The following is a 22,072-nucleotide window of genomic DNA, read 5'->3' as shown; positions in this document are numbered from 1 at the left end:
GGGATGCGAGCGATCGGTGCTGAAATGTTCGAACCATGGGCGGATCCTTCTCGACTGGTCATGCCGCGAGCTTTTCGAACATGCCCGGACTATGACGCGCTGCATAGCGACCATCGGAAGGTAACTGTAACTCGAAGTAATAGCAACAGTTGTGGCGTCAGGATGCGTCGAGCGCAGCCTCCAGCCAGGCGAGAAGTTCGACCTCGACCCGGTCCAGCGCGGCGGTGCTGCGCTGGGCTTTCGCGATGATCAGAGCCCCTTCGAACGACGCGATTGCCATCGTGGCGAGACCTCTCGAACGGTCCTGCGACAGTCCGCGCTGCCACAGCGACGCGGCGATCGTGTCCTCCCAGGACGTGAACGACTCACCGGCGGCGACGAGGGCCGCGGGCGAATTCATGCCCTCCAGTGCAGCCGGGGCCACCGGGCAACCCGCGGTGTATTCGGTGGCTTCCAACTGCTGACGGAAACCCCCGATGATGGCTCTGAGCGTCGCAGCGGGCCCGTCGCTCGCGAGACCGCGGGAGATCATCGACCCCATCAGCGCACCCGCGGTCCTCGTCGCCTCCTCGACCAGCTGCGGCTTTCCGCGGGGGAAGTGGTGGTAGATGGACCCGCGGGGCGCGCCTGCATGCTCGATGACGTCCGCGAGCGACGTGGCCTCGACGCCGCGCTCCCTGAACAGCAGGGCCGCGCTGCGCAACATGTCCTCGCGGGCTGTACTCCGACTCACGCGACCTACCCCTCTTGACGTTACCGATCGTCACACATACGGTGACCTCGGGTATGCACTACAGCATAACGTCGACGACGAGAGGCCACCATGACCACCGAGGTCGATCCTGTCACCACGCTCGCGGCACCGCTGACCTTGGCGTGCGGTCAGGTGCTGCCGAACCGCCTCATGAAGGCCGCGTTGAGCGAGGGCCTCGGCACCAGGACCCACAGTCCCGACGTTCGGCTCGAACGCCTGTACACGCGCTGGGGCGCAGGAGGTTACGGTCTCGTTCTCACCGGCAACGTCATGGTCGACCGTCACCACATCGGTGAACCCGGGAACGTGGTGATCGAGGACGACCGCGACCTCGACGGTATGACCCGGTGGGCCAAGTCCGCGCGCGACGGCGGTTCTCCGATCTGGATGCAACTCAACCACCCCGGTCGCCAGGCCAATCCGATGGCGACCCGGTCCAAGCCGATCGCGCCGTCGGCGATCGCTCCCGGTATTCCTGGCATCCCGGCACCGCGCGCCATGACGGAGTACGAGATTCGGGGCATCGTCGAGCGATTCGCGACCGCAGCACTCGTCGCCGAGTCCGCCGGATTCGACGGCGTCCAGATCCACGGGGCACACGGCTACCTCGTCTCGCAGTTCCTCTCACCGTCGGCCAACCGACGTGAAGACCGATGGGGTGGCAGTCTCGACAACCGCATGCGGTTCGTACTCGACGTGGTCCGCGCCATCCGCACGGCCGTGTCCCCCGGATTCGCCGTCGGCATCAAGCTCAACTCGGCGGATTTCCAACGCGGCGGATTCGGCGAAGAAGAGTCACGCCTCGTCGTCGAACATCTGGCCGACGAGCACATCGATCTGATCGAGATCAGCGGTGGAACCTACGAGTCGCCCGCGATGATGGGCCGGTCGGTGGCCGACAGTACGCGTCGGCGTGAGGCGTACTTCCTGGATTATGCCCGCGAGGTCCGCACTGCCGCGGGCGACGTTCCGCTCGCGGTCACCGGAGGCTTCCGCACGCGGTCGGCGATGGGTGCCGCGGTGGCGTCGGGAGAGTGCGACGTCGTCGGTCTCGGGCGACCTGCCGCCGTGACACCCGACGCAGGCAACGCGCTGCTTCGAGGCGGGGCCGACAGCGTCGTGTCGCCGGCGATCGGCCTCGGGTTGCCGCGCAGGTTCGCCAAGCCGCTCGACGGCGCCCTCGACCTGCAGTGGCACACCGACCAGCTGCACCTGATCGGTGCGGGGTCCGAGCCGGACCCGAACCGATCCGTCTGGCGCACCGCGGTGAGGACTCTGCAGCGCAACGGGCTCGATGCCTTCCGGAGCAGGCGCAGCGGATCCAAGTAGCGGGATGAACACAAGTAGTCAGTCGACGTACTGATGTTTTTCGAGTCGATGTGCAGGACGATATGTCCATGCAACCCGAATACGACGCATGGCCGTCACTTCCGGTGGACTCGTGGATCGAGACCCGCGACACCGTTCAACTCTGGACCCAGATCGTCGGAAAGACCCGAATGGCATTGGGTCCGGCCGTCAATCATTGGTGGGGTGTGCCCCTGTACGTCGACGCCCGCGGCCTGACGACGTCGTTGATGCCCGTCGGCGATCGAGGGCTCGAGATCAGGTTCGACTTCCTCGCTCACGAACTGATCTTCGAGGTCACCGACGGCAGCTCGCGCCGCATGAAGCTGGAACCGCGCACCGTCGCGGACTTCTACTCCGAGTACACCGCGCACCTCGACGCGTTGAGCATCGACGTCGACATCGTCGGAACGCCGGTGGAGTTGCCCGACGCGACGCCGTTCGCCGAGGACACCGTGCACGGTTCCTACGACGCGGAGGCGGTGTCGGCGTTCTGGCGTTCGCTCGTCAGCGCGCACTCGGTGTTCTCCGCGTTCCGGGCCGATTTCCGCGGCAAGTCGAGCCCAGTTCATTTCTTCTGGGGTGCGTTCGACCTGGCGGTCACGCGATTCTCCGGCCGACCAGCGCCCACTCATCCCGGCGGTATCCCCAACTGCCCGGACTGGGTGATGCACGAGGCGTACAGCGACGAGGTCTCCAGCGCCGGGTACTGGCCGGGTGGGGCGGAGGAAGGCGTCTTCTACGCCTACGCCTACCCCCATCCCGACGGGTACGACACCCACCCTGCCGTCGAGGCGCCGGCGCACTGGGACTCCGCACTCGGGGAGTACGTCCTGCCGTACCACCTCGTTCGCCAGTCGGACGACCCCGCGGCCACGGTGCGCCGGTTCCTCGAGCAGACTCATTGCGCTGCCGTGGAGACCGCCGGTTGGTGACGGGGTGAAAGGCAGACCGCGTGGGTTTCGCCTGCCGGTGCTCCGCCGAGAACGTGGGTGAGCGCCGCCGCGATGACCTCGTGGTCGGAGCCGGTCCAGCGTTCGTCGCGCTGGCGTCGGTACTGCGACCACGACGGCACGCGGAACTGTTCGAGAATCAGCTCCGGGTTGTCGAGGCTGCGATACAAGCGCCAGGAGAACGCTCCGGTGCGTCGACGTGAACGCCCGACTCCTGCCATGGCTGCGGTGAACGCGTCCCGTTCGGAGTCCTCGACCGTGTAGGACACCGTGATCTGCACTGGTCCGTCGTCCGGTTCCGGTTCGAACACCACCGTCGGTGTCGGCCAGGCGCTGGACACCGTCCGATCGAGGGTTCCGGTGTCCGGCAGCAGCGGCAGCAGGGCCACGCTGGCGGCGACGATCACGAGCAGTGCCGTCGCCACCAGCGCGGCGTCGACGAGACCGATGGTCGACGCCACCCACCCCCAGACCAGGGATCCGGCGGCCTGCGATCCCATGAACACCAACAGATAGACCGACATCGCCCGAGCGCGGACCCAATGCGCGACCGACAGCTGGATGGCCGCGTTCAATGCGGTAAGTGTCGTGATCCACGCGATACCGGCCAACACCAGACCTGGGATCACCACCCACATCGGCAACCACACGAGGGCGGCGGTTCCCGCGCCGTACGCCACCGCCGACACGACGAGAAGTGTGTTGGCGGACCACCGGGCTCGCAGCGCGGGTGTCAGTGCTACGCCTGCCACCGCCCCGACACCCAGGACACCCAGCAGCGCGCCGTACCCTATTGCGCCCAGGTCCAGAACGGACGACGCGATGGACGGAAGAAGCGCCCACAGCGCCGACGCAGGGAAGGCGAACAGTGCCGAGCGGACCATGATCCGTCGGACGATCGGCCCGGATCGGACGTACCGAAGGCCTGTCAGCAACGATTCTCCGAGTCGCTCGCGGCCGGAGTTGTCCGTGCGGGGACGCTTCCATCCCAGCAGCGCACCGACTACGGCCAGGAACGACAGGGCGTTGAGACCGAAGACGAACGTCGGCCCGGCGAACGCGACGAGCACGCCTGCAATGGCGGGACCGACAGCGCGAGCTGCATTGACCGTCACGCTTCCCAGTGCGGACGCTGCCGGAATCTGTTCCCGTGGAACCAACTCGGGCTGGATCGCCTGCCAGGCCGGTGCCGACAGCGACGTCCAACACCCCAGGACGAAGGTCGACGCCAGCAGACCGATCGGGGTCAGCGTGCCCGTCCAGGCGAGGACCGTGAGAACGCCGGCCGTGACACTCGACGCGACGCCGATCACGAGAAGCAGGATCCTGCGATCCAGTGCGTCGGCGAGGACTCCCGCGAACAGCGCCAGCAGCAACGTCGGGGCGAGGCTCGCGGTCTGTACCGAGGCGATCACCGTCGTCGACGCACTTCGTTCGACGAGGAACCATTGCGCCCCGACGGTCTGCATCCAGCCGCCGATGTTGGACACGAGCTGAGCGAGAAAAAGCATGCGATACACCGAGTTTCGCAACGGCGCCCATGCTGAACCCTCGTGTGCGGTCACCCCAGTCACCTCAGTTCCGCCACCCATTCCGTGAACCTCTGCCAGCCGACCTCCGGGTACTCGCGGCGCAGACCGTCGATGTCCGCGTCGTACCCGGTATCGGTCAGGAACTGGAACATCGCGCGCATGTCCGGCGACGAGATCGCGGCGGCGTCGTACGAGTACGCGGTGACGGCGGTACCGAGGACTGCCCCGAGCGCAGCGGCCATCCGGGTCGGTGTCGGATCGTCGGACGCCAGATCGATTCGGGCGCCGAGGAATCGGGACGGATCGGACAACACGAGCGCGACGAATCGCCCGAGATCGCGGCGGGACATCTGCTGCAACGGGGTGTCCACCGGTAGCGGTAGGTCGAGTCGTCCACGTCGAACGTCCTCGATGCCGCCCAGCATGTTGTCGTAGAAGTAGGTGGGGCCGACGATGGTGAACGGCACGGTGGACGCTCGCAGAATCGCTTCCGTCCTGGCCTTCGTCTCGAAGTGCGGTATTCCCGTGGATCGATCCGCGTCGGCAACGGACGAGAACACGACGTGGGGAACGTTCGCGGCCACCAGTGCGTCGACGAGTGCCTGCCCCTGGGCGATCTCAGCCTCCGGCCCGTCCTCGAACGGAGTGGTCATTGCGAACACTCCGGCCACACCGGTGAACGCGTCGGTCGTCGCGGACCGATCGGTGATGTCCGCTTCTCTGATCTCCACACCCCTCTGCTGGAGTGCGTCGGTGCGGGCGGACAGGCGCCGTACCAGGGCCCGGACCGGAATGCCCCGTTCCAGAAGGGCGTCCACGACAGCCCCTCCCTGACCTCCGGTTGCTCCCACGACTGCACAAGGCTTGCTCATAGTCGTCACACTGCCGTGTCCGTGCGGCTCGGTCATCAGTCGTGCGACTGAACTCAGCGCAGAGCATTACCCAAATCGGGCGCCCTCTCGATCAACTGACGCGCATCCCTGGCCGTCACGACGCCGTTGCACACCTCGGCGTACTCGCTCATGGCGCACGAGGCCTGCGACCAATACCTCTCGTGCTCGGGTGTCACCCAGGCCAGGCGATGCACCTTCCTGGCCAGTTCCTCCAGTTTGTCCACCCGCGGTGGCAGACCGTTGCACCGGCCGTCACCGACGATCAGGACCGAGGTGCGCGAGGTGACCTTGGAGCCGTGCGTCGTCAACAGCTCCTCGAGCGTGCGGCCGTAATCGCTGCTCGCCTCCAGGTCCAACTCGGGTGCCGCGAGCACCGATGCGAGCGCGTCGTCACCGGTACTGCGCGCCAGCAGGTCCGTCACGTCGACGGGATTGTCCACGAAGGCGAGCACCGTGCACCTGCTGGTCCGATGCCGCATCGCCTGCGCGAGCCGCAGGGTGAACGCGGTGATCGGACGCACCGACAGCGAGACGTCGGCGAGGACGAGGAGCCGAACCCGTTCCGGCACTGGCTTGTCCACCATCAAATGGAAAGGCACGCCGTCGGTTCTCATGCTCGCCCGGACCGTTCGGCGCATGTTCAGTCGCCCGTTCGTGGCTTCACGTGGGCGAGGTCGCGGTGTACCACGCATGCGGCGCAGCACTTCTCGACACGCATCGCCCACCTCGGCGCGCGACGGAATGTCCGACTCGGGTGCATCGGACGCCGTCGCCGTGTCTCGGGAGCCTGCGGTTCGATCCTGGCCTGCGATGGCGTCGACGAACGCTTCCACCGCGTCGACCAACTTGTCGAGTTGCGCCGCGGTCAACGGTTCTCCGTCACCCTGGTCACCGTAGAGCGAGTGGGGGTCGTAGGCGTCGAGCCAACGGAGAATGCCCTCCGGGTCGTCCCATGTCAGCGTCCCCTGCGAGATCATCGCCTGCGCCGACGACAGGTCGCCGACGGTCGCGGAGTCGGCGCGGTCGACGTCCACGGTGAACGACACGCCCCTTCTGCCGCTGTCGTTCTCGGTGTCGACGGCCAGGTTGGAGTCCGCACCGGTGATGGACAGGTCGTCGTCGTCCTTGTGCGGGTTGAATCCTTTGTCCGCCTCGGGAGTGTCGAAGAAGTCACCGACTTCGGCTGCATTCTCGTTGTAGTCCGCGTAGCGGCCGGTGTCCTTGTCGTCGTTCGAGATCTCGAGGGTAGTAGGCGCCCCGTCGGCACCCGAATCACGCGTCGGCCGATGCTCGTCCAGAACGGCAACCGGCCGGGGGTGGAACAGCCGGTCGAACGCGGCGTCGAATCCGTCCTGCTCGTAGCTGTACTTGGCGCACGTCGCACGCAACGCGGACTCGAGGGTTCTCAGGTCACCGGCACCGACGAGACCGAGAACCCGTCGTACTTCGATCACTTCGGCGGGCGACGCCGACACGCCGTGCCGACGCAGCAGGCGGCCGAACACCGCCGCGACGACGTCGAGTACGTACGCCGGTGTACTTCGAGGAGCGAGACCGGACACGGCACTCACTTCTTTCTGATTCCGAACCCACTGCCGGTCGAGCGCGGGTCGCGGCCGCCGGTACCTCGGAAGGCCGCGGTGGTGGTGTTGGGCGGCCGAGAGGCGACGCTCGTGCGCGGCTCGTCGGCTGTCTCGGGTTCCGGTGTCTGCGCTCGACCACGAACCAGCTCGACGTCGCTTCCGTACTTGAGAAGAGCTGCCAGCAGGATCTCTCGCGTGCGTTCGGTGTCGTGATCCTTCAGGATCATCGCGGCGCGGGCTGCATCGATGACCTCGGAGACCGATGGACTCTTGCGCAGCGGGAGTTCCCTCAGGGACCTGGCGAGTTCGACGACGTCGGCGACGGTGGCGTCCTCCACTTCGGGGGCCCGGGAGGACACGATCTCACGTTCCCGTTCGGGCGTCGGGTAGCCGACGGAGAAGTGCAGGCAGCGACGTTTCAACGCGGCGGACAGTTCGCGAGTGTCGTTGGAGGTGAGGATGACCCACGGGTCGGTCCTCGCCGCGAAGGTTCCGACCTCCGGGATGGTGATCTGCTTCTCGGCGAGGATCTCGAGGAGCATCGCCTCCATGGACTCCTCGGTCCGGTCGACCTCGTCGATGAGAAGTACGACGGGTTCCTCGGACAGGATGGCGTCGAGGAGTGGCCGCACCGCAAGGAACTTCTCGGAGTACAGCCCGAAATCCGTGTCCGCCAGTATTTGCGACGCTTCCGCGGTGCTCTCGACCGCCGCGAGTTCGGAGCCGATGCGATCGCGCAGCATCTGTACGTGCAGAAGCTGTTTGGCGTAGTCCCATTCGTAGAGGGCGCGATTGTCGTCCAGTCCCTCGTAGCACTGCAACCGCACCAGCCTGCGCCCGCCTGCGACGGCGAGCGCCTTGGCCAGTTCGGTCTTGCCGACACCGGCCGGCCCTTCGAGCAGCAGTGGTCGATCCAGGGCGATCGCGAGATGGACTACGACGGCGAGATCGTCACCCGAGATGTATCCCGTTTCGCGAAGACCGTCACGGACGGTGTCCGCGCTGGTCGAGAAGATCGGTTCACTGCATGCCTCCAGGCCGGCCGATGTCATGGTGGTTCTCTCCTGCGCTCAGTAAGCCTTGTTGATGGCGTGATCGACGACGGGGATCATGGAGTCGACGGTGACCTCGCGGGGGTTGCCCGGGGTGCACCAGTCTCCCTGGATGTGCTCGGAAATCTTGAGCACCGTCTTCTCGTCGCCGGGGATGACCTCGCCGCGTCCGGTGTACTTGCCGGTGTTCATGCGGTTCTTGTCGTAGAGCCTGGTGTTGACCTCACCGAAGTTGTCGGGAATGCCGACGTCTTTCGCGAGGCGAATCGCGGCTTCCACGGCAGCGTCGGCCGCCTGCACCGTCGTCAGGTTGCGGGTGTCCACGCCGAGAGCGCCTGCCATCTGTGCGTAACGCTCGTACCGCGAGGGCAGGTTGTACTCCCACACGCGGGGCAGAGCGATGGCGTTGTTCAGGCCGTGGTGCGAGTCGAAGTAGGCACTGACCGCGTGCGAGATGGAGTGCACGATGCCCAGACCACCGGAGTTGAACGCCTGTCCGGCGATGTACTGCGCGTTCATCATTCCCTCGCGGGCCTTCAGGTTGCGCGGTTCGTACACGGCCTCGCGGAGGTTCTTGGCCACGAGCTCCACCGAGTACAGAGCGTTGCCGAGAGACGGCGCGAAGTCCAACCGGGAGACGAAAGGCTCACTGCCGTGGGCCAACACGTCGAACCCGCAGTAGGCGGTGAAGTGCTGCGGGCAGGTGTAGTACAGCAGCGGATCGTCGATGGCGACGGTGACGATCGATGCCTCGTCGAACGCGACCCACTTGTGCGGGTTGTCCATGTCCGACGTGTCGGTGATCACGTACGCCCAGGACGTCTCCGAACCGGTTCCGGCGGTGGTGGATACCGCGATGTGAGGAGGGTTCTCCTTGTTGGTGGATTTGGCGAAGCCCTCGAACTCGTTGATGTTGCGTCCGTCGTGAGCGATCACGATGCGAGCGCCCTTGGCTGCGTCGTGGCTCGAGCCACCACCGACGGAGATGATGCTGTCGCACTTCTCCTTCTGGTAGAGGGCAGCAGCGTCCATGACGTTGTAGTCCTTGGGGTTCGACTCGACCTTGTCGTACAGGACGACCTCGACACCCTGGTACTCGATCTTGCCGATGAGTTCCTCGATGATCCCCGAACCGCGGAGGCCGGTGGTGACGAGCAACGAGCGCTTGAATCCGAGGTTCTTCGCCTCGACGCCGATGATGTCGTGTGCGCCCACTCCGAGAAGTGCGCGTGGGAAGGGGTGGAATTCCTTGATCGGGAAATCCCAGATCTGGTTGAGCTCGATTGCCATCGGATCCTCCTGGTGAGTCGGTGTGACTACGCTCACTCTGAGGGTTCGACGTGATCGGCGACAAGGGATTTCACCCCGAACCACCCGTCCGCTGAACCGAACTACCCGATCGGTCAGGTCACGGTGCTGCCCGGTCGATCATCCCCCGCAGTTCGTGACGCTTGCTGACTCCGAGCTTCGGATACACGTGATAGAGGTGCGAGCCGATCGTCCGTGGTGACAGGTGCAGCTGCTCGCCGATCTGACGGTTCGTCAACCCTTCCGCGGCGAGAGTCGCGATGTGCTGTTCCTGAGCCGTCAGTGACGCCCACCCGTCCGTCGCCGTCGGCGTCGATCCGCGAGATCCCCCGGCTGCCCGCAGTTCCGCCCGGGCAATGTCCGCGAACGTCCGCGCGCCGACGGACTCGAAAGTATCCAACGCCGCTGCCAGGTGCGGCCTGGCCTCGGTCGGACGGCGGTTGCGGCGCAGCCATTCCCCGTAGTGGAGCTGAGCGCGTGCACGCTCGACCGGCCACCGATGACCGTCCGGATCGAGAACTGCCGTCCGGTAATGACGTTCGGCACCGCGAGTGGTTTCGCTCACCAGCGCGGCGGCCAAGTGCCGGAGCAACCTGATTCTTGCCGGTGGCTTCGACCCGATCGCACGCCCGATGGCCGTCACGAACCGCCTGGCCGACGCCTGCTGCCCGCTTCGGGCACCCGCCCACGCCAGGTCCGCGATTCCCAGCACCGATTGAATACTGTGCACCGGTGTGCCGTCGTCCTCGAACACACTGCGCAAACGCTCGTACGCGCCTGCGAAATCACCGTTCACACAGGCGAGGAACGAACGGGCCCGCGTCAGATCGACCGTCAGCGCACCGTTCGCCCTCGGCTCGAACAGCGTCGCCGCCCGCGCGAGGTGTCCTTTCGCGACGTCCAGGTTGCCGCGGTGCGATTCGATCGTTCCGCGGTGGATTTCCACGTTGGCGTCGACGAGTGCCATCCTGCCCACTGCCGCCACCTCGGACGCCTCGTCGGCAGCTTTGTCCACCTCGCTCCACCGGCCGGTGTCGATCAGGGCACCGAGGAACGCAGCCATTCCCATCGCGCCGGCACCGAGACTTCCTACTTCACGCAGAGATTCGATGCCGCGTCCGAAGTAGGACAGGGCGTCGACACTGTTCTCGCTGAGGTACGCTCTCGTCCCTTCCGCCAGCAGATACGAGATCTTCGCCGCGATCGACGAGGTCTCGTCCAGGGTTTCGTGGGCCTCCGCTCCGAGGGTGCTCGTCGAGTACTCGGCAATCAGCTGCCGCACTGCTTCTTTCGCCGCGTCCGGCATCGGCGACAGAAGGTCGCGTCCTTCCGAGGAAAGCTCACCAGGGGCGCTCGGTGCGGGAATCGCCTCGGCGAGACGGGCCAGCGCTGTTCTGCGCCACTCGCCACCGCTGAAATGTGCAGCACCGAGTGCGGTGAACAGCAGCGCCAGGACCAGACTTTCGTCCGTCGGCGTGTACTCCGCGAACGTGCGGCGCACCACGTCGAACGCTTCGTCCGGTTTGGCGGTCTGCAACAGAATCGACGCGGTCGGAAGCGCTGCGGCACTCCGAATCTCGGGCGAGACCGTTGCTCGGCGAACCTGAGCGGCCAACGACAGTCCCCACTGCGGATCGCCCGCCATGTAGGCGGCGTGCGCGGCACTGGCGTATCGCAATGCCGCTTTGTCCGGGGCCGGAGAGATCTGCGCAGCCCGTTCCAACGCACGTGCCACCTCGAAGAATCCACCTCGGCGGTGGGACAGCTCGGCGGCGCCTTCCAGTTCCGCGGCAACCGATTCGTCCAGGCCGTCCGCTGCCGCAGCACGGTGCCACGCCCGGCACGGCGGATCGTCGACCAGACGAGCCGCGAAATCCTCGTGTGCGGCGCGGCGCTGATCCACACTGCAACCGGAATAGGCTGCGGCGCGCACCAGTGGGTGCGTGAAATGTACGGCGCGGCCGTCGATCACGACGAGACCGGAGTGTTCCGCTTCCCTCCACACCGACAGATCGCTGCCGAACCCTGCAGCCGCGGTGATGACGTCCAAGGATTCGTATCCGGATCCGGACGCCGCGTAGAGCAACAACTTTCGCGTCGGCGGTGTCAGATCGGCGATCCGAAGGGAGAACAGCGACTGCACCCGACGAACCCGGTCGTCGCTGGTACCGGCCGACAGGTCGACGCCCGACCGGACGACGGCACGGCTGAACTCGATGATCGCGAGAGGATTTCCCTCGGCCTGACGGATGATCTCGAGCCGCGCGGAGCGAGACGGCGTCGTGGGCTGACGGTCCAACAGCGCAGCCGACTCGGCGTCGGTGAGGTTCGGAACCTCGGCTGCCGCGACACCGGGATCGACGCCGTCGGGAATCCGGTGCCCCCGCGCACTGCACAATGTGGTCATCGGCCCGGCCACCCGCCTGACCGCGTACACGACGATGTCGAGCGAATCCCGGTCGAGGAGGTGCGCGTCGTCGAGAAGCAGGACGAGAGGTGACTCCTCGGCGAGCACTTCCAAGAGGTGGAGTACCGCGTGCCTGCAGGCGTACATGTCGACCATCGCGGGCAACGGCGCACGGCCCAACATCTCGTCGAGTGGGGTTCGAACCGCCTCGGGTAGACCGTCGACGAACGCCATGACCGGCCACAACAACTGCTGAAGTCCGGAGAACATCTGCTGCGTCTCGGCGTCCACGCCCGACGCCTGCAGCACTCGAACACCGGCGTCCTCGGCGACGGCACGCGCATGCCGGAGAAGAGTGCTCTTCCCGATCCCGGCCTCCCCCAGCAGCCAGAACATCCGATCACCCGCGCCGGGATCCGTCACCATGCGAGTGATCGACGCAGCCAGCGCGTCTCGCCCGACCAGCGCCCCGGCGAGCGGGTGTTCCGCAGTCATCGAGCACCGCCCGTAGTTGTAGCAACAATCTGTCGTTCACATTGTGACACCGCCGCGCCTGTCGTACGACGTTCGCATAGCCACCCACGGCAACGCGCTGGACCCCGTGGCTGGACTGCTCAACGCAAAGTCTAAGGCCGCGAGGGCCTGGGCTCGGTATCGCACTCGGCGCAGGCCGTCGAGGCGTAACGAGATGCGGTCGTTGTTGAACCGGTCGAGGTATCGGAGGTGATGAAACATTTCTTCTTTAGGAGTTGCCCTCGAACACGCTGGTCACCTCAGCCTTCAACGCCGCCTTCGGGTCGGGCCGGCGCAACTACGCCTGACCGTGGAAGAACGTCTAGCGTTCCCTCGAGGCCCGCAGTTGTCCCAGGTACGCCACCTGAGTGCGCACCCGCTCGTTCCTTTCACGCAGGCGGTCGAGCTCGCTGGCCTCACCCGGATCAACTCCCGACGGTGCCGGTCGCCCTCTTCGGACGTAGCGCCCCGTCGCCGTCGCGGCGATATCCGCGCACCCACGGATCGATGATTCTTGCCGACGACAGTCCGCACTCACGGCCAGCTCGATCTTGTTCTCCCCAGCCAGAACGCGTTGCACCACAGCAAGTTCGAAGTCGAACGAAAAGCACTATCGATCCGGTTTCTCCACCAACGAATTCCCCCTCGAACCCTCCACCGGTCGTAAAGCAAGACCACAGCGCACCTACCACCAACCTTCGCAGCAGCCGAGAAAGCACCAACACCCTCCTCGAACAACGCTACCGCCGCAACCCGATGATCCTCGGTAAGTGAACTCCGCACACGCATACACACGCAGAGCGGTGCTATTGCACTCGAACATACGTTCGATTACACTTGGGGCATGGGAATGCAGGGGGGCACGACCAGAGAGATTCGCGCAGCTGCCGATGCAGCTGCGGCGCCGGCACTGTCCTCGCTTGCAGATGCCCGCCGGGCCGAGAACAGGTGCGCTGCCGCGGTGGTCCGTTCGGTACATGACTTGACCGAACTCAGATTCGCAACGGAGATGGACGTACATCACTTAGGAGAGGACGAAGCCGACATCGCGTTGGCCAGGCGCACGGTCGAATGCGAGGCCGCCGTCGCATTGTCCCTCTCCCGCATGATGACGCGTGACCTGTTGACCGTCGGTGCGCAACTCGCGTGGCGCCTACCTCGGGTCTCCGCAGCCTTCGACGAGGGCGACTTGGACTACCCACGCGCCCGGGCAATCGCACTCACCTTGGAGAAGGCAAGCGACACCACGGTCGCGGCGTTGGAGGAGTCCATACTGTCGGCCGCGCTGCGCATGAACACCAGAGCACTCAAGGAGAACATCTGGCGAGCCTGGTTCGAGCACGACGCCGCCGAAGCCTCCGCCGCTCAGAAAGCAACCGAATCCGAGGAGCGCTGCGCCGAGGTGAAGCGAGGCGATGACGGTACGGCCACCCTCATTGCCAAGATGTCCACTCTCGAAGGCGCGGAATGCAACTCAGTTCTGGAAGAATTGATCGGGACAGTGTGCTCCCGTGATCCGCGGACCAAGAAGCAGCTCCGAGGATTCGCACTGCTGGCTCTCTTCCACCGCGAGGACTACATCCTCTGCACGTGTGGTCGAGCAGAGTGCCCTGTCCGCAGCACCGAGCGAGTCCACAAGGATCGTCGCCCCCACCTGCTCCAGATCATGATCGACATCAAGACACTGCTGGGGCTGACCAACGAACCCGCGACCCTCGGAGACGGAACCGTTCTCGATACTGAAATCGCACGACACATCGCCGGCAGTGCCGAGTGGCAGATCCTACTGACCGAACTTCTCGACGCCGCGCACCAAGCGACCACTGCAACCGATCGCACCGCCGAAGCCCGGGTCGAGTCCGACGATGCCTCGCCGCAACACAACACCGACGGCAACGACGGGGACAGCGACACCGACGGCCACGGTGACTCAGGTGGCCCTAATGTTCCGTCCGACCCTGATGTTCCGTCCGGTCCTGTACCGCGGGTACATTCGGGCGGCGGCGCGTCGGAAGGTCCGCGCGCTGTGCGGCTGCTGCGCCGTGGCAAGATCCGGTCGGCAGCTCCGCTGCCTTCACGGGAATCCGCTTCCGCCAACAGAACAACGTCGTCGAAGGGCCGACACCGCGACATCGATCTGTCGAAGTACATACAGGACTTCCTGTCCGCGTCGGCGCAGGATTCATCGTTGACCCGCGGAGTACACCCCGACGGCCATGGCGGTTTCCTCGAGCCGCCACCTGGCGCGCTGACGTACAGGCCGTCGGCCGAGCTTGTCGCACTCACGCGAGCTACACACTGCACGTGCACATTTCCTGGGTGCAGTGTGCCGTCCGAACGGTGCGAGATCGACCACGTCGTACCGTTCGACCACAACGATCCCATCGCAGGCGGATGGACCGTTCGATCCAACCTGCAGCCTCTGTGCAAATACCACCATCAAGCGAAAACACTGAAGCTGTGGACCGCTGCGGTATTGGCCGGCGACGCGATCTACTGGGTGTCGACGTCGGGCCTGCGCCACATCACACCGTCGACCTTCGGGACAGTCGTGGTGCCTGCGACGTTCCGACATACATCGAAACACCGCATGCGGCCTGAATCGTGGATATGGAACTCGGACCGAGAGAGCGGCATGGGCTACGTCGTCGACCCATGCGATCTGGACGACTCGGCGCAACCCATGTCCGCCGACAGAGCAGACGCTGCAGCGACGCTGGAGCGGGTGCCCTCCGACGCACTGTACGAGCCGACATGGTGGGAGATGCACATCTCCGTCACCGATTCGACGTGGTCGAAGGTCGCCAACATGAATTCTCCGATGGCCGACGGCACCATTCGCATACCCTCGCTCGGCGATATCGCGCGGATGACCGACACCCAGGACCGGGAGGACGCCACGTTCATTCGGCGCATGTTCGTCGAGCATCGAACGGTCATCGCAGCCCGAGAAACACGAAACTACCGGGCGCCCTTCTGAATGCTCTGCGCTCGGGACGCTAGATCACCGTGCCGACGTCCTCGGTGACCAGTCGGTCGAGGGCGCGTTCTGCGATGGCTGCGATGGTCATCGACGGATTGCAGGCGGCCGCATTGCCAGGGAGAAGCGCCCCGTCGAGAACGTACAGTCCACGCTGCCCGAGGACACGACCTTCGAGATCGCACACCGCACCCATGTTGGCTCCGCCGAGTGGATGCCACGTGGTCGGCACGAGGGCGTTGGTATCGGTGAGTACACCCGACGGACCGGCCAACCGGTGTGCAGCCGGCCCGATCTTCGACAATTGAATACCCGAGTCACCCTCCCACGGCCACCGCAGTACCGCATCGTCGACGGCACTGTCGTACACGAATCTTCCGCGTCCCTCGCTCACGCCGTACCCGACCATCGTCGTACTTCGGCCGTCCAGCCCGAGCGGCGGAAACGACGCCTGGATGATCGTGAAGGCAGCATTCGGATCGTCCCACTGCAAGCTCCCGTAGACGACGGGTCCTCCCTGCTGCGGTCCGAACCCGTTCACGATGTCGGTCCACACGTAGATGCGGTCTGCGTTGGTACCCCATCCCTCGCCGAGAGCATCCGGCATGTCGGGGATACGCCCCGACGCGGACGCCCGCAGCAGCAACTTGGTGGTGTTGGCGCTGCCCGCGGCCATCACCAGCGTGTCGGTCGTCAGAATCTTGTTCTCGAGCACCACACCCGACGGGTCCGTTCGGTCGACGTAGAGGGTCCACCTGCCGTCGGGCGCCCTCTCCACGTCCCTGACCTCGTGCAGAACTTCCACGGTGACGAGTCCCGTCGCCTCGGCCGCGGCGATGTAGGTGACGTCGACCGAGTTCTTGCCACCGTTGTTCACCCCGAGAGCGCCGTCGCCGTTGGTGTAGGACGGTGCCATTTCTCCGCGCAGTTCTGCGAGGGCGTAGTTCCAGTCGATCGGCATCGGAATCTTCGATACCGGAAATCCCTCACGCTCCGCGTTCCGGGCGAACACTCGCGCTGCCTGGTAGTTGGGACTGTCGATCAGTTCGTCCGGTGCGGTGGCCAGCCCGAGCATGCGTGCCACGCGCGGGTAGTGCACGCGGTCGAGGGTCTTCCAGTCGAGGCCGTCCGGGAAATTGGCGTCGAAGACGTGTTCCGCGGGTTGCAGTGTCATTCCCTGGTAGACGAGTGACCCGCCTCCGACGCCGGCCGCACACAGCGCCGTCATGTTGTCTCCGACGACGGCCTCGAGGAGACCGGCGTACGGATCGAAGGCGACCGGTCTCCCGAAGAGCTGCGGGTTGGACCTGTGCCACAGAATGCGTTTGTCCGGGTTGGCCGCGTGCGGGAACGTCTCGGCGTTCGGGCCGGTCGGCCAGCGCATTCCACGCTCGAGCACCGTCACCGGCACACCGGCCTCCGCCAATCGAAGCGAGGCGACGCCGCCGCCGAATCCGGACCCCACGACGACGACGCGGTGGTCCTCTCGAACGAGGGGCACCCGGTTCACCCTCGAGCGGGCACCGGCCCGGCTACCTCCCAGTGCGGCGCCCGCAACAGCGACCCCCGCCCCGGTCAAGAACGTTCTGCGACTCACAGTCGGCAACGAGCCCACCCCCACCCCGTCGGAAACGACAGCCCCTTCGGACCGCGCGGATCCAAAACTAGACACCCCAGCGAAGAAGTGTCAAGGTTTTCTCGGGTGCGGTGTCAGGCCAGTCGGTCGAGCGCGGGTTCGAGCCACCTGCCGAGGAACTCACGAAGGGACTCGTCCGTACGCACTGCATCGCTGTCGAAGACGATCACCGACAGGCCGAGGCGCACGGTGATCTCGACGATCTCGTCCAGGTGCCGCTCGTCGACCATGCCGCGATCGACGAGCGAGTCGAAGAACTGCCGCGCAACAGGTTTGGCGCGCGCGATCATCCCGTAGTCGAAGACAGGGTTTCCCTGCTCCGCCACCAGAAGCGCCGCGAGCACGGGATTGGAGCGAAACGCGTCACGTCCCGACACGATCATCTCGGTCGCGAACTCCGCCACGGAGCCGGTGGATTCGAGCCTCGCACGAATGCCGCCCAGAATCTCCAGCACCAGACTGGCCACCGCCTGAGACACGACCTCTTCGCGAGACCCGAAGATGCTGTAGACGGTTTGCCGCGAGACCCCCGCGGCACCGGCGACCGCGGCAACGTTGACCCCCTCGAATCCACCGTCCTCGATCAACCGCAGAGTTGCGTTGAGGACCTTCTGGCGCGACCGCATTCGTCCATTATCTACGTCGTCAGCAGTTTCACGCGGACAGGCGCGGTGGCAGGTGTTCGCGAAGATGGTCGACGGCCGCGCGCACCCGTCGTGGAACCTGCGGAGCCGCCGAGTAGACGGCATGAATGTCCGCGTCGGGGGTAGCGATGTCCGGAAGAACCTGCACCAACGAGCCGTCGCGCAGCATCGGACCGACGTGCCACAGCGATCGCATCAGCAGACCGCGTCCCTCCACACACCACGCGGTGGTGACGTCCCCGTCGTTGCTCGTCATGTTCCCGGAGACCCGCAGCGCCGTCTCGTCGGCGCCGACGCCGAATCGCCACAGCGCGAAGTCACCCGCGTCCTGCCGCAGCACGATGCAGTTGTGCCGGCGGATCTCCTCGATGGTGCGAGGCGATCCGTGTTCGGCGACGTACCCGGGCGAGGCGACCACGATCCGACGGCTGCGCGCGAGCCGCTTGGCGGTGGACCTCGAATCCTGCAGCGCACCAACCCGGATGGAGAGGTCGTACGGCGTCATCGATGCCGCCGGAGGTGTCGCGGAGAGTTCCACGTCCACCTCAAGTCTCGGGTGCAACGCCACGAACTCCGCCATCAGTGGCGCGATGTGCGCCCGCCCCAACCCGACCGACGAGTGAACCCGAAGTCGACCCCGCAGCTCCGCGTAGTGGCCGCTGATCGATTCCTCCAGCTCGGCCACGTCGGCCGAAATGGCCGCGGCACCGCGTGCGTACCGCTCACCTTCCGGCGTCAACGTGAGCCTGCGGGTACTGCGATGGACCAGGCGGACCGCCAACCTGGATTCGAGCTGAGCGAGTCGTTTGCTGACCGAGGAGACGGACACCCCCAGCTCGCGCCCCACAGCGGTGAGGCTCGCCGATCTGGCCACCACCTCGAAGAATCCGAGATCGTCCTTCTGCATTCGACGCCTTTCTTTCCTCCAAGGAAAGAATACTTTGCCAGATGCCCCCTTTCTCCGCGGCTTCTTGCGAATTACTGTCGAACCGAACGTTCACCTACAGACCGACGCCTACAGACCGACACCTACAGACCGAAACCAGGAGGACCGCTCGATGGGTTCCACGCACAGAATCGCTGTCATCGCCGGAGACGGAATCGGCAAGGAAGTGGTTCCCGAGGGTCTCGCGGTTCTGCAGGCGGCCGCGTCGACGTTCGACTTCACGCTCGACATCGAGGAGTTCGACTACGCGAGTGCGGAGTACTACACCGCCCACGGAAAGATGCTGCCCGACGGCTGGTTCGATCAACTGAATCGCTTCGACGCCATCTTCTTCGGCGCGGTCGGGTGGCCGGATGTGGTGCCGGATCACGTGTCGTTGTGGGGCAGCCTCCTGCAGTTTCGTCGCACGTTCGATCAGTACGTCAACCTCCGGCCGGTCAAGTCGATGCCGGGCGTGACAAGCCCTCTGGCCGGACGCGAGCCGGGCGAGATCGACTTCTATGTCGTTCGCGAGAACACCGAGGGTGAGTACTCGAGCATCGGCGGCACGATGTTCGAGGGCACGGACCGGGAGACCGTCATCCAGGAAACCGTGATGACCAGGACGGGAGTCGATCGAATCCTGAAGTACGCCTTCGATCTCGCCCAGCAGCGGCCTGCGCGCCACCTGACCTCGGCCACGAAGAGCAACGGCATTTCCATCACCATGCCGTACTGGGACGAACGCGTCGAGAAGATGGCCGCCGGGTACGACGACGTCCGAGTGGACAAGTACCACATCGACATTCTGACCGCGAACTTCGTGATGCATCCGGATTGGTTCGACGTGGTCGTCGCCAGCAACCTGTTCGGCGACATCCTGTCCGATCTCGGCCCGGCATGCACCGGGACGATCGGGATCGCGCCCAGCGCGAACATCAACCCGGAGAGGAAGTTCCCGAGCCTGTTCGAGCCGGTGCACGGCTCCGCACCCGATATCGCCGGGCAGGGCGTCGCCAATCCGATCGGGCAGATCTGGAGCGCGTCGCTGATGCTCGAGCACCTCGGCGAGCCCGAGGCAGGCGCCGCGGTTCTGCGTGCCGTCGAGTCCGTTCTGGCCGACGGCTCCTACGCCACACCGGATCTGGGTGGCACGGGTACCACCGCCGGCCTCGGCGCCGCGGTGAAGGATGCTCTGCTCGCGTCGGACGTCAGCGGCCACTGAGCATGGCACGGATTCTGATCACCACCGACTATCTCGAACCGGGTGACGACGTCGACCGGCTTCTTCGCGGCCGTGGGCACACCACCGTCCACAGCCCGGCACGCGGTGCGCGCCCTCCGGGTGAGATGGCCTCGCTGCTCTCCGTCGCCGAAGCCGCCCTCGTGGCGGGAGAACCGATCACGGCCCAGATGATCGATGCAGCACCCGATCTCACCGTCATTGCGCGCAGCGGGGTGGGTTACGACACCATCGACGTGGACGCGGCCTCGCGGCGTGGGGTCGCCGTGTGCAACACACCGGGGGCCAACAGCAACGCCGTCGCCGAGATGGCGTTCATGCTGGTCTCGATGTGCGCTCGACGCGTCGGCGAGACGCTCGCCGGGGTGGCGAGCGGAGGTTGGCCGCGGCACGACACCGTCGAACTACGCGGGTCGACGCTGGGGATCATCGGATTCGGGCCGAGCGGGTCACGTCTGGCCGAGCTTGCCGCGTGTTTCGGAATGCGAGTGCTGGTCCACACGTCGTATCCCGACCCCGCGAGGCCGGTGCAGTACTGCGGTCTCGACGAGGTGCTGGCCGAGTCCGATTTCGTGTCGCTGCACGTGCGGCCGACGGCCCGAAACACGCACATGATCGGCGTTCGCGAACTGTCGATCATGAAAAGCACTGCTTCGCTGATCAATACGGCCCGAGGTTCCCTGGTCGACGAGGACGCCGTGGCGGACGCGGTGCGCTCGGGCGGTATCGCCGGGGCCGGGCTCGACGTGGTGGACGTCGAGCCGTTGCCGACCGCCAGTGCGCTGCGCGAGCTTCCGAGCGTCGTGGTCACCTCCCACCTCGCCGGCCAGACCGCGCAGGCACGCGCGAGCGCGAGTCGCTCGGCAGCGGAAGACATTCTGCGAGTCCTGGACGGTGACGAGCCGCTCTCCCGTGTCGACCTGGCCTGACCCTGACAGTTCAGTGCGAGGTGTAGACCTTCAGCAACACGATGACGGCGGCCAGAGCCGCGGTCACCAGGCCGGCGACGAACACCTTGAACGTGAGGGGTTCGCCGCGTAGTCGCTGAGCGACGATCTGCAGTGTCGCGATGCGGAACACCACGACCCCACCGGCGATGAGCTGCGCCCAGAACGTCGGCAGGATCCACAGCCAGGCGAGGGCGAGGATCGCCGCCGGAACGGTGCCGGACGACGCGATGGGGACGGCGTCTCGGATCTCGTCGATCACCGTCTGCTTCTTCTGGGTGTCGGTCGATCCGTGCACCGACTCGGGAATGTTGCTGCGCGCGACGATCTCGGCGAACACGTGGGCAACGAACGTCGTCGATGCGGTGGCCAGCACGAGGAGGAACGCGTCGCCGTCGTCGATGCTCGCGGGCGACGCCGCGACCACCGCGGTCAGCACGAGGATGTTTCCATAGACGTACGCCGACAGCCTGGCGGCAGCGCGGGTGGGGGTCAGCGGTCCGCTCGCCCGAGTGGACAGGCGCCGGTACGCAGCCGTCCGAACGATGCGGCTCCGCAGTGTGGCAATCATGTGGAGAAGACTATTGCTGCCCGATCACCTGTCGCAGTTCACCGCGCGTAGTTCGATAGATTTCCGCGAGATCGGCGTCCTCGCCTGCATCGACGCGTGTGGCCCACTCGTCGAACGCGATCCGAAGCGTCATCCCCGCACTCTCGACCATCAGCCGTGCGAACGTGCGTGATCGCGTGCCGTTCAGGGCGCTAGTCAGCGCGTCGGACAGGCGGCACAGCGCGGTCGCATCCATCGCGATCGCAGTGGCTCGCAACTGCGCGTCTCCGTTGATGAGTCGACGCGCACGCAGCACGCGGCTCGTGGTTTCCTCCGAGGCTCCGACGAGCCGAAGAGCGGCGCGTTCGTAGATCGCTTCCATCCCGGCGAGGTCGATGTCGCGTGCGTCGGTGTGCTCGAGCCACTGCTCGATCTCGGCGTCCAGATCGAGATCCACCGACAGGATCGACTCTTCCTTCGTCTTGAACTGACGAAAGAACGTACTGGGCGACACGCCTGCCGCTTTGGCGATCTCGTCGACGGTCGTCGCGGCCACTCCCCGCTGCTCGAACAAGTCGAGCGCAGCCAGGTTGATGTCCAGCCGGGTCTCGCGCCGCCGTCGTTCCCTCAGATCGAGCACCGGCGGCGCGTGATCGGACTGCGCATGATCGGACTGCGCATGATCGGACTGCGCGTGATCGGACTGCGCTGGCGCCCCACCCGCATTGTTCATCTCCGCGTCACCCTTTCTGTTGGCCTCAACATACCAGTCCATTCCAAGTTGACAGTCACTGTCAGTTCGCCG

At 65.6% G+C, this 22,072-nt stretch carries 17 protein-coding genes; 5 read left to right on the top strand and 12 right to left on the bottom strand.

Annotation, left to right across the window (positions count from 1 at the left end; all coding sequences use genetic code 11):
• Positions 1 to 157: 157 nt before the first annotated feature.
• Positions 158 to 733 (bottom strand): TetR/AcrR family transcriptional regulator, encoded by a 576-nt coding sequence (locus tag BH95_RS24640; protein ID WP_241483958.1) that lies wholly within the window; start codon positions 731 to 733, stop codon positions 158 to 160.
• Positions 734 to 823: 90 nt separating this feature from the next.
• On the opposite strand from BH95_RS24640, the gene BH95_RS24635 reads away from it, so the two are divergent.
• Together BH95_RS24635 and BH95_RS24630 are read left to right on the top strand one after the other, a co-directional pair.
• Positions 824 to 2,083: an NADH:flavin oxidoreductase/NADH oxidase family protein gene (locus BH95_RS24635; protein ID WP_037184703.1), complete on the top strand. Its 1,260-nt coding sequence runs from the start codon at positions 824 to 826 to the stop codon at positions 2,081 to 2,083.
• A 68-nt stretch (positions 2,084 to 2,151) separates the two neighbouring features.
• Entirely contained in the window at positions 2,152 to 3,036 is an 885-nt protein-coding gene (locus BH95_RS24630; protein ID WP_037185526.1) for a DUF5996 family protein, read from the top strand.
• On the opposite strand, the gene BH95_RS24625 is transcribed toward BH95_RS24630, so the two are convergent.
• From BH95_RS24625 to BH95_RS24600, 6 genes are all read right to left on the bottom strand, one after another.
• Positions 3,003 to 4,646, bottom strand: coding sequence for an MFS transporter (locus BH95_RS24625; RefSeq protein ID WP_052060163.1), 1,644 nt, complete (start codon positions 4,644 to 4,646; stop codon positions 3,003 to 3,005). The genes BH95_RS24630 and BH95_RS24625 overlap by 34 nt on opposite strands.
• Positions 4,625 to 5,458: an NmrA/HSCARG family protein gene (locus tag BH95_RS24620; protein WP_037185520.1), complete on the bottom strand. Its 834-nt coding sequence runs from the start codon at positions 5,456 to 5,458 to the stop codon at positions 4,625 to 4,627. Before BH95_RS24620 ends, BH95_RS24625 begins: the two co-directional genes overlap by 22 nt.
• A gap of 53 nt (positions 5,459 to 5,511) precedes the next feature.
• Positions 5,512 to 7,050, bottom strand: a complete 1,539-nt coding sequence (madC, locus tag BH95_RS24615; RefSeq protein WP_037184701.1) for a MadC family VWA domain-containing protein — start codon at positions 7,048 to 7,050, stop codon at positions 5,512 to 5,514.
• The gene (locus tag BH95_RS24610; RefSeq protein ID WP_020111876.1) at positions 7,047 to 8,114 is read right to left on the bottom strand and encodes a MadB family AAA-type ATPase; all 1,068 of its coding nucleotides are present in this window, start codon (positions 8,112 to 8,114) and stop codon (positions 7,047 to 7,049) included. Before BH95_RS24610 ends, madC begins: the two co-directional genes overlap by 4 nt.
• A gap of 18 nt (positions 8,115 to 8,132) precedes the next feature.
• Complete coding sequence (mdo, locus tag BH95_RS24605; RefSeq protein ID WP_019663709.1) at positions 8,133 to 9,404, bottom strand: NDMA-dependent methanol dehydrogenase; 1,272 nt, start codon at positions 9,402 to 9,404, stop codon at positions 8,133 to 8,135.
• 118 nt (positions 9,405 to 9,522) lie between these two features.
• Positions 9,523 to 12,324, bottom strand: a complete 2,802-nt coding sequence (locus BH95_RS24600) for an AAA family ATPase (RefSeq protein WP_037163646.1) — start codon at positions 12,322 to 12,324, stop codon at positions 9,523 to 9,525.
• An 862-nt stretch (positions 12,325 to 13,186) separates the two neighbouring features.
• Between BH95_RS24600 and BH95_RS24585 the strand changes: the two genes are divergently transcribed.
• A complete protein-coding gene (locus BH95_RS24585) occupies positions 13,187 to 15,322 on the top strand; it encodes an HNH endonuclease signature motif containing protein (RefSeq protein WP_037163641.1) in 2,136 nt (711 codons plus the stop codon).
• 19 nt (positions 15,323 to 15,341) lie between these two features.
• Here the strand turns inward: BH95_RS24585 and BH95_RS24580 are convergent, their stop codons facing one another.
• From BH95_RS24580 to BH95_RS24570, 3 genes are all read right to left on the bottom strand, one after another.
• The gene (locus BH95_RS24580) at positions 15,342 to 16,928 is read right to left on the bottom strand and encodes a GMC oxidoreductase (protein ID WP_196249964.1); all 1,587 of its coding nucleotides are present in this window, start codon (positions 16,926 to 16,928) and stop codon (positions 15,342 to 15,344) included.
• A 104-nt stretch (positions 16,929 to 17,032) separates the two neighbouring features.
• Entirely contained in the window at positions 17,033 to 17,584 is a 552-nt protein-coding gene (locus BH95_RS24575; RefSeq protein ID WP_033189243.1) for a TetR/AcrR family transcriptional regulator, read from the bottom strand.
• A gap of 28 nt (positions 17,585 to 17,612) precedes the next feature.
• Positions 17,613 to 18,509 carry a LysR family transcriptional regulator gene (locus BH95_RS24570; protein WP_019663714.1) on the bottom strand — a complete coding sequence of 299 codons (897 nt, stop codon included), beginning with the start codon at positions 18,507 to 18,509 and terminating at the stop codon, positions 17,613 to 17,615.
• 151 nt (positions 18,510 to 18,660) lie between these two features.
• Here BH95_RS24570 and BH95_RS24565 point away from each other — a divergent pair, with 151 nt between their 5' ends.
• Together BH95_RS24565 and BH95_RS24560 are read left to right on the top strand one after the other, a co-directional pair.
• Positions 18,661 to 19,752, top strand: a complete 1,092-nt coding sequence (locus tag BH95_RS24565; RefSeq protein WP_020111883.1) for a tartrate dehydrogenase — start codon at positions 18,661 to 18,663, stop codon at positions 19,750 to 19,752.
• Positions 19,753 to 19,754: 2 nt separating this feature from the next.
• The gene (locus BH95_RS24560) at positions 19,755 to 20,699 is read left to right on the top strand and encodes a phosphoglycerate dehydrogenase (RefSeq protein WP_037163635.1); all 945 of its coding nucleotides are present in this window, start codon (positions 19,755 to 19,757) and stop codon (positions 20,697 to 20,699) included.
• 10 nt (positions 20,700 to 20,709) lie between these two features.
• Here the strand turns inward: BH95_RS24560 and BH95_RS24555 are convergent, their stop codons facing one another.
• On the bottom strand, positions 20,710 to 21,288 hold the full coding sequence (locus BH95_RS24555) for a hypothetical protein (protein ID WP_019663717.1): 579 nt from the start codon (positions 21,286 to 21,288) through the stop codon (positions 20,710 to 20,712).
• 10 nt (positions 21,289 to 21,298) lie between these two features.
• Positions 21,299 to 22,000: a TetR/AcrR family transcriptional regulator gene (locus BH95_RS24550; RefSeq protein ID WP_230594270.1), complete on the bottom strand. Its 702-nt coding sequence runs from the start codon at positions 21,998 to 22,000 to the stop codon at positions 21,299 to 21,301.
• Positions 22,001 to 22,072: the final 72 nt, after the last annotated feature.

The sequence above is a fragment of the Rhodococcoides fascians A44A genome (assembly GCF_000760735.1).
Lineage (GTDB): Bacteria > Actinomycetota > Actinomycetes > Mycobacteriales > Mycobacteriaceae > Rhodococcoides > Rhodococcoides fascians_E.
Note: the sequence above shows the minus strand (reverse complement) of the source record. Positions and strands in the feature narration are given on the sequence as shown.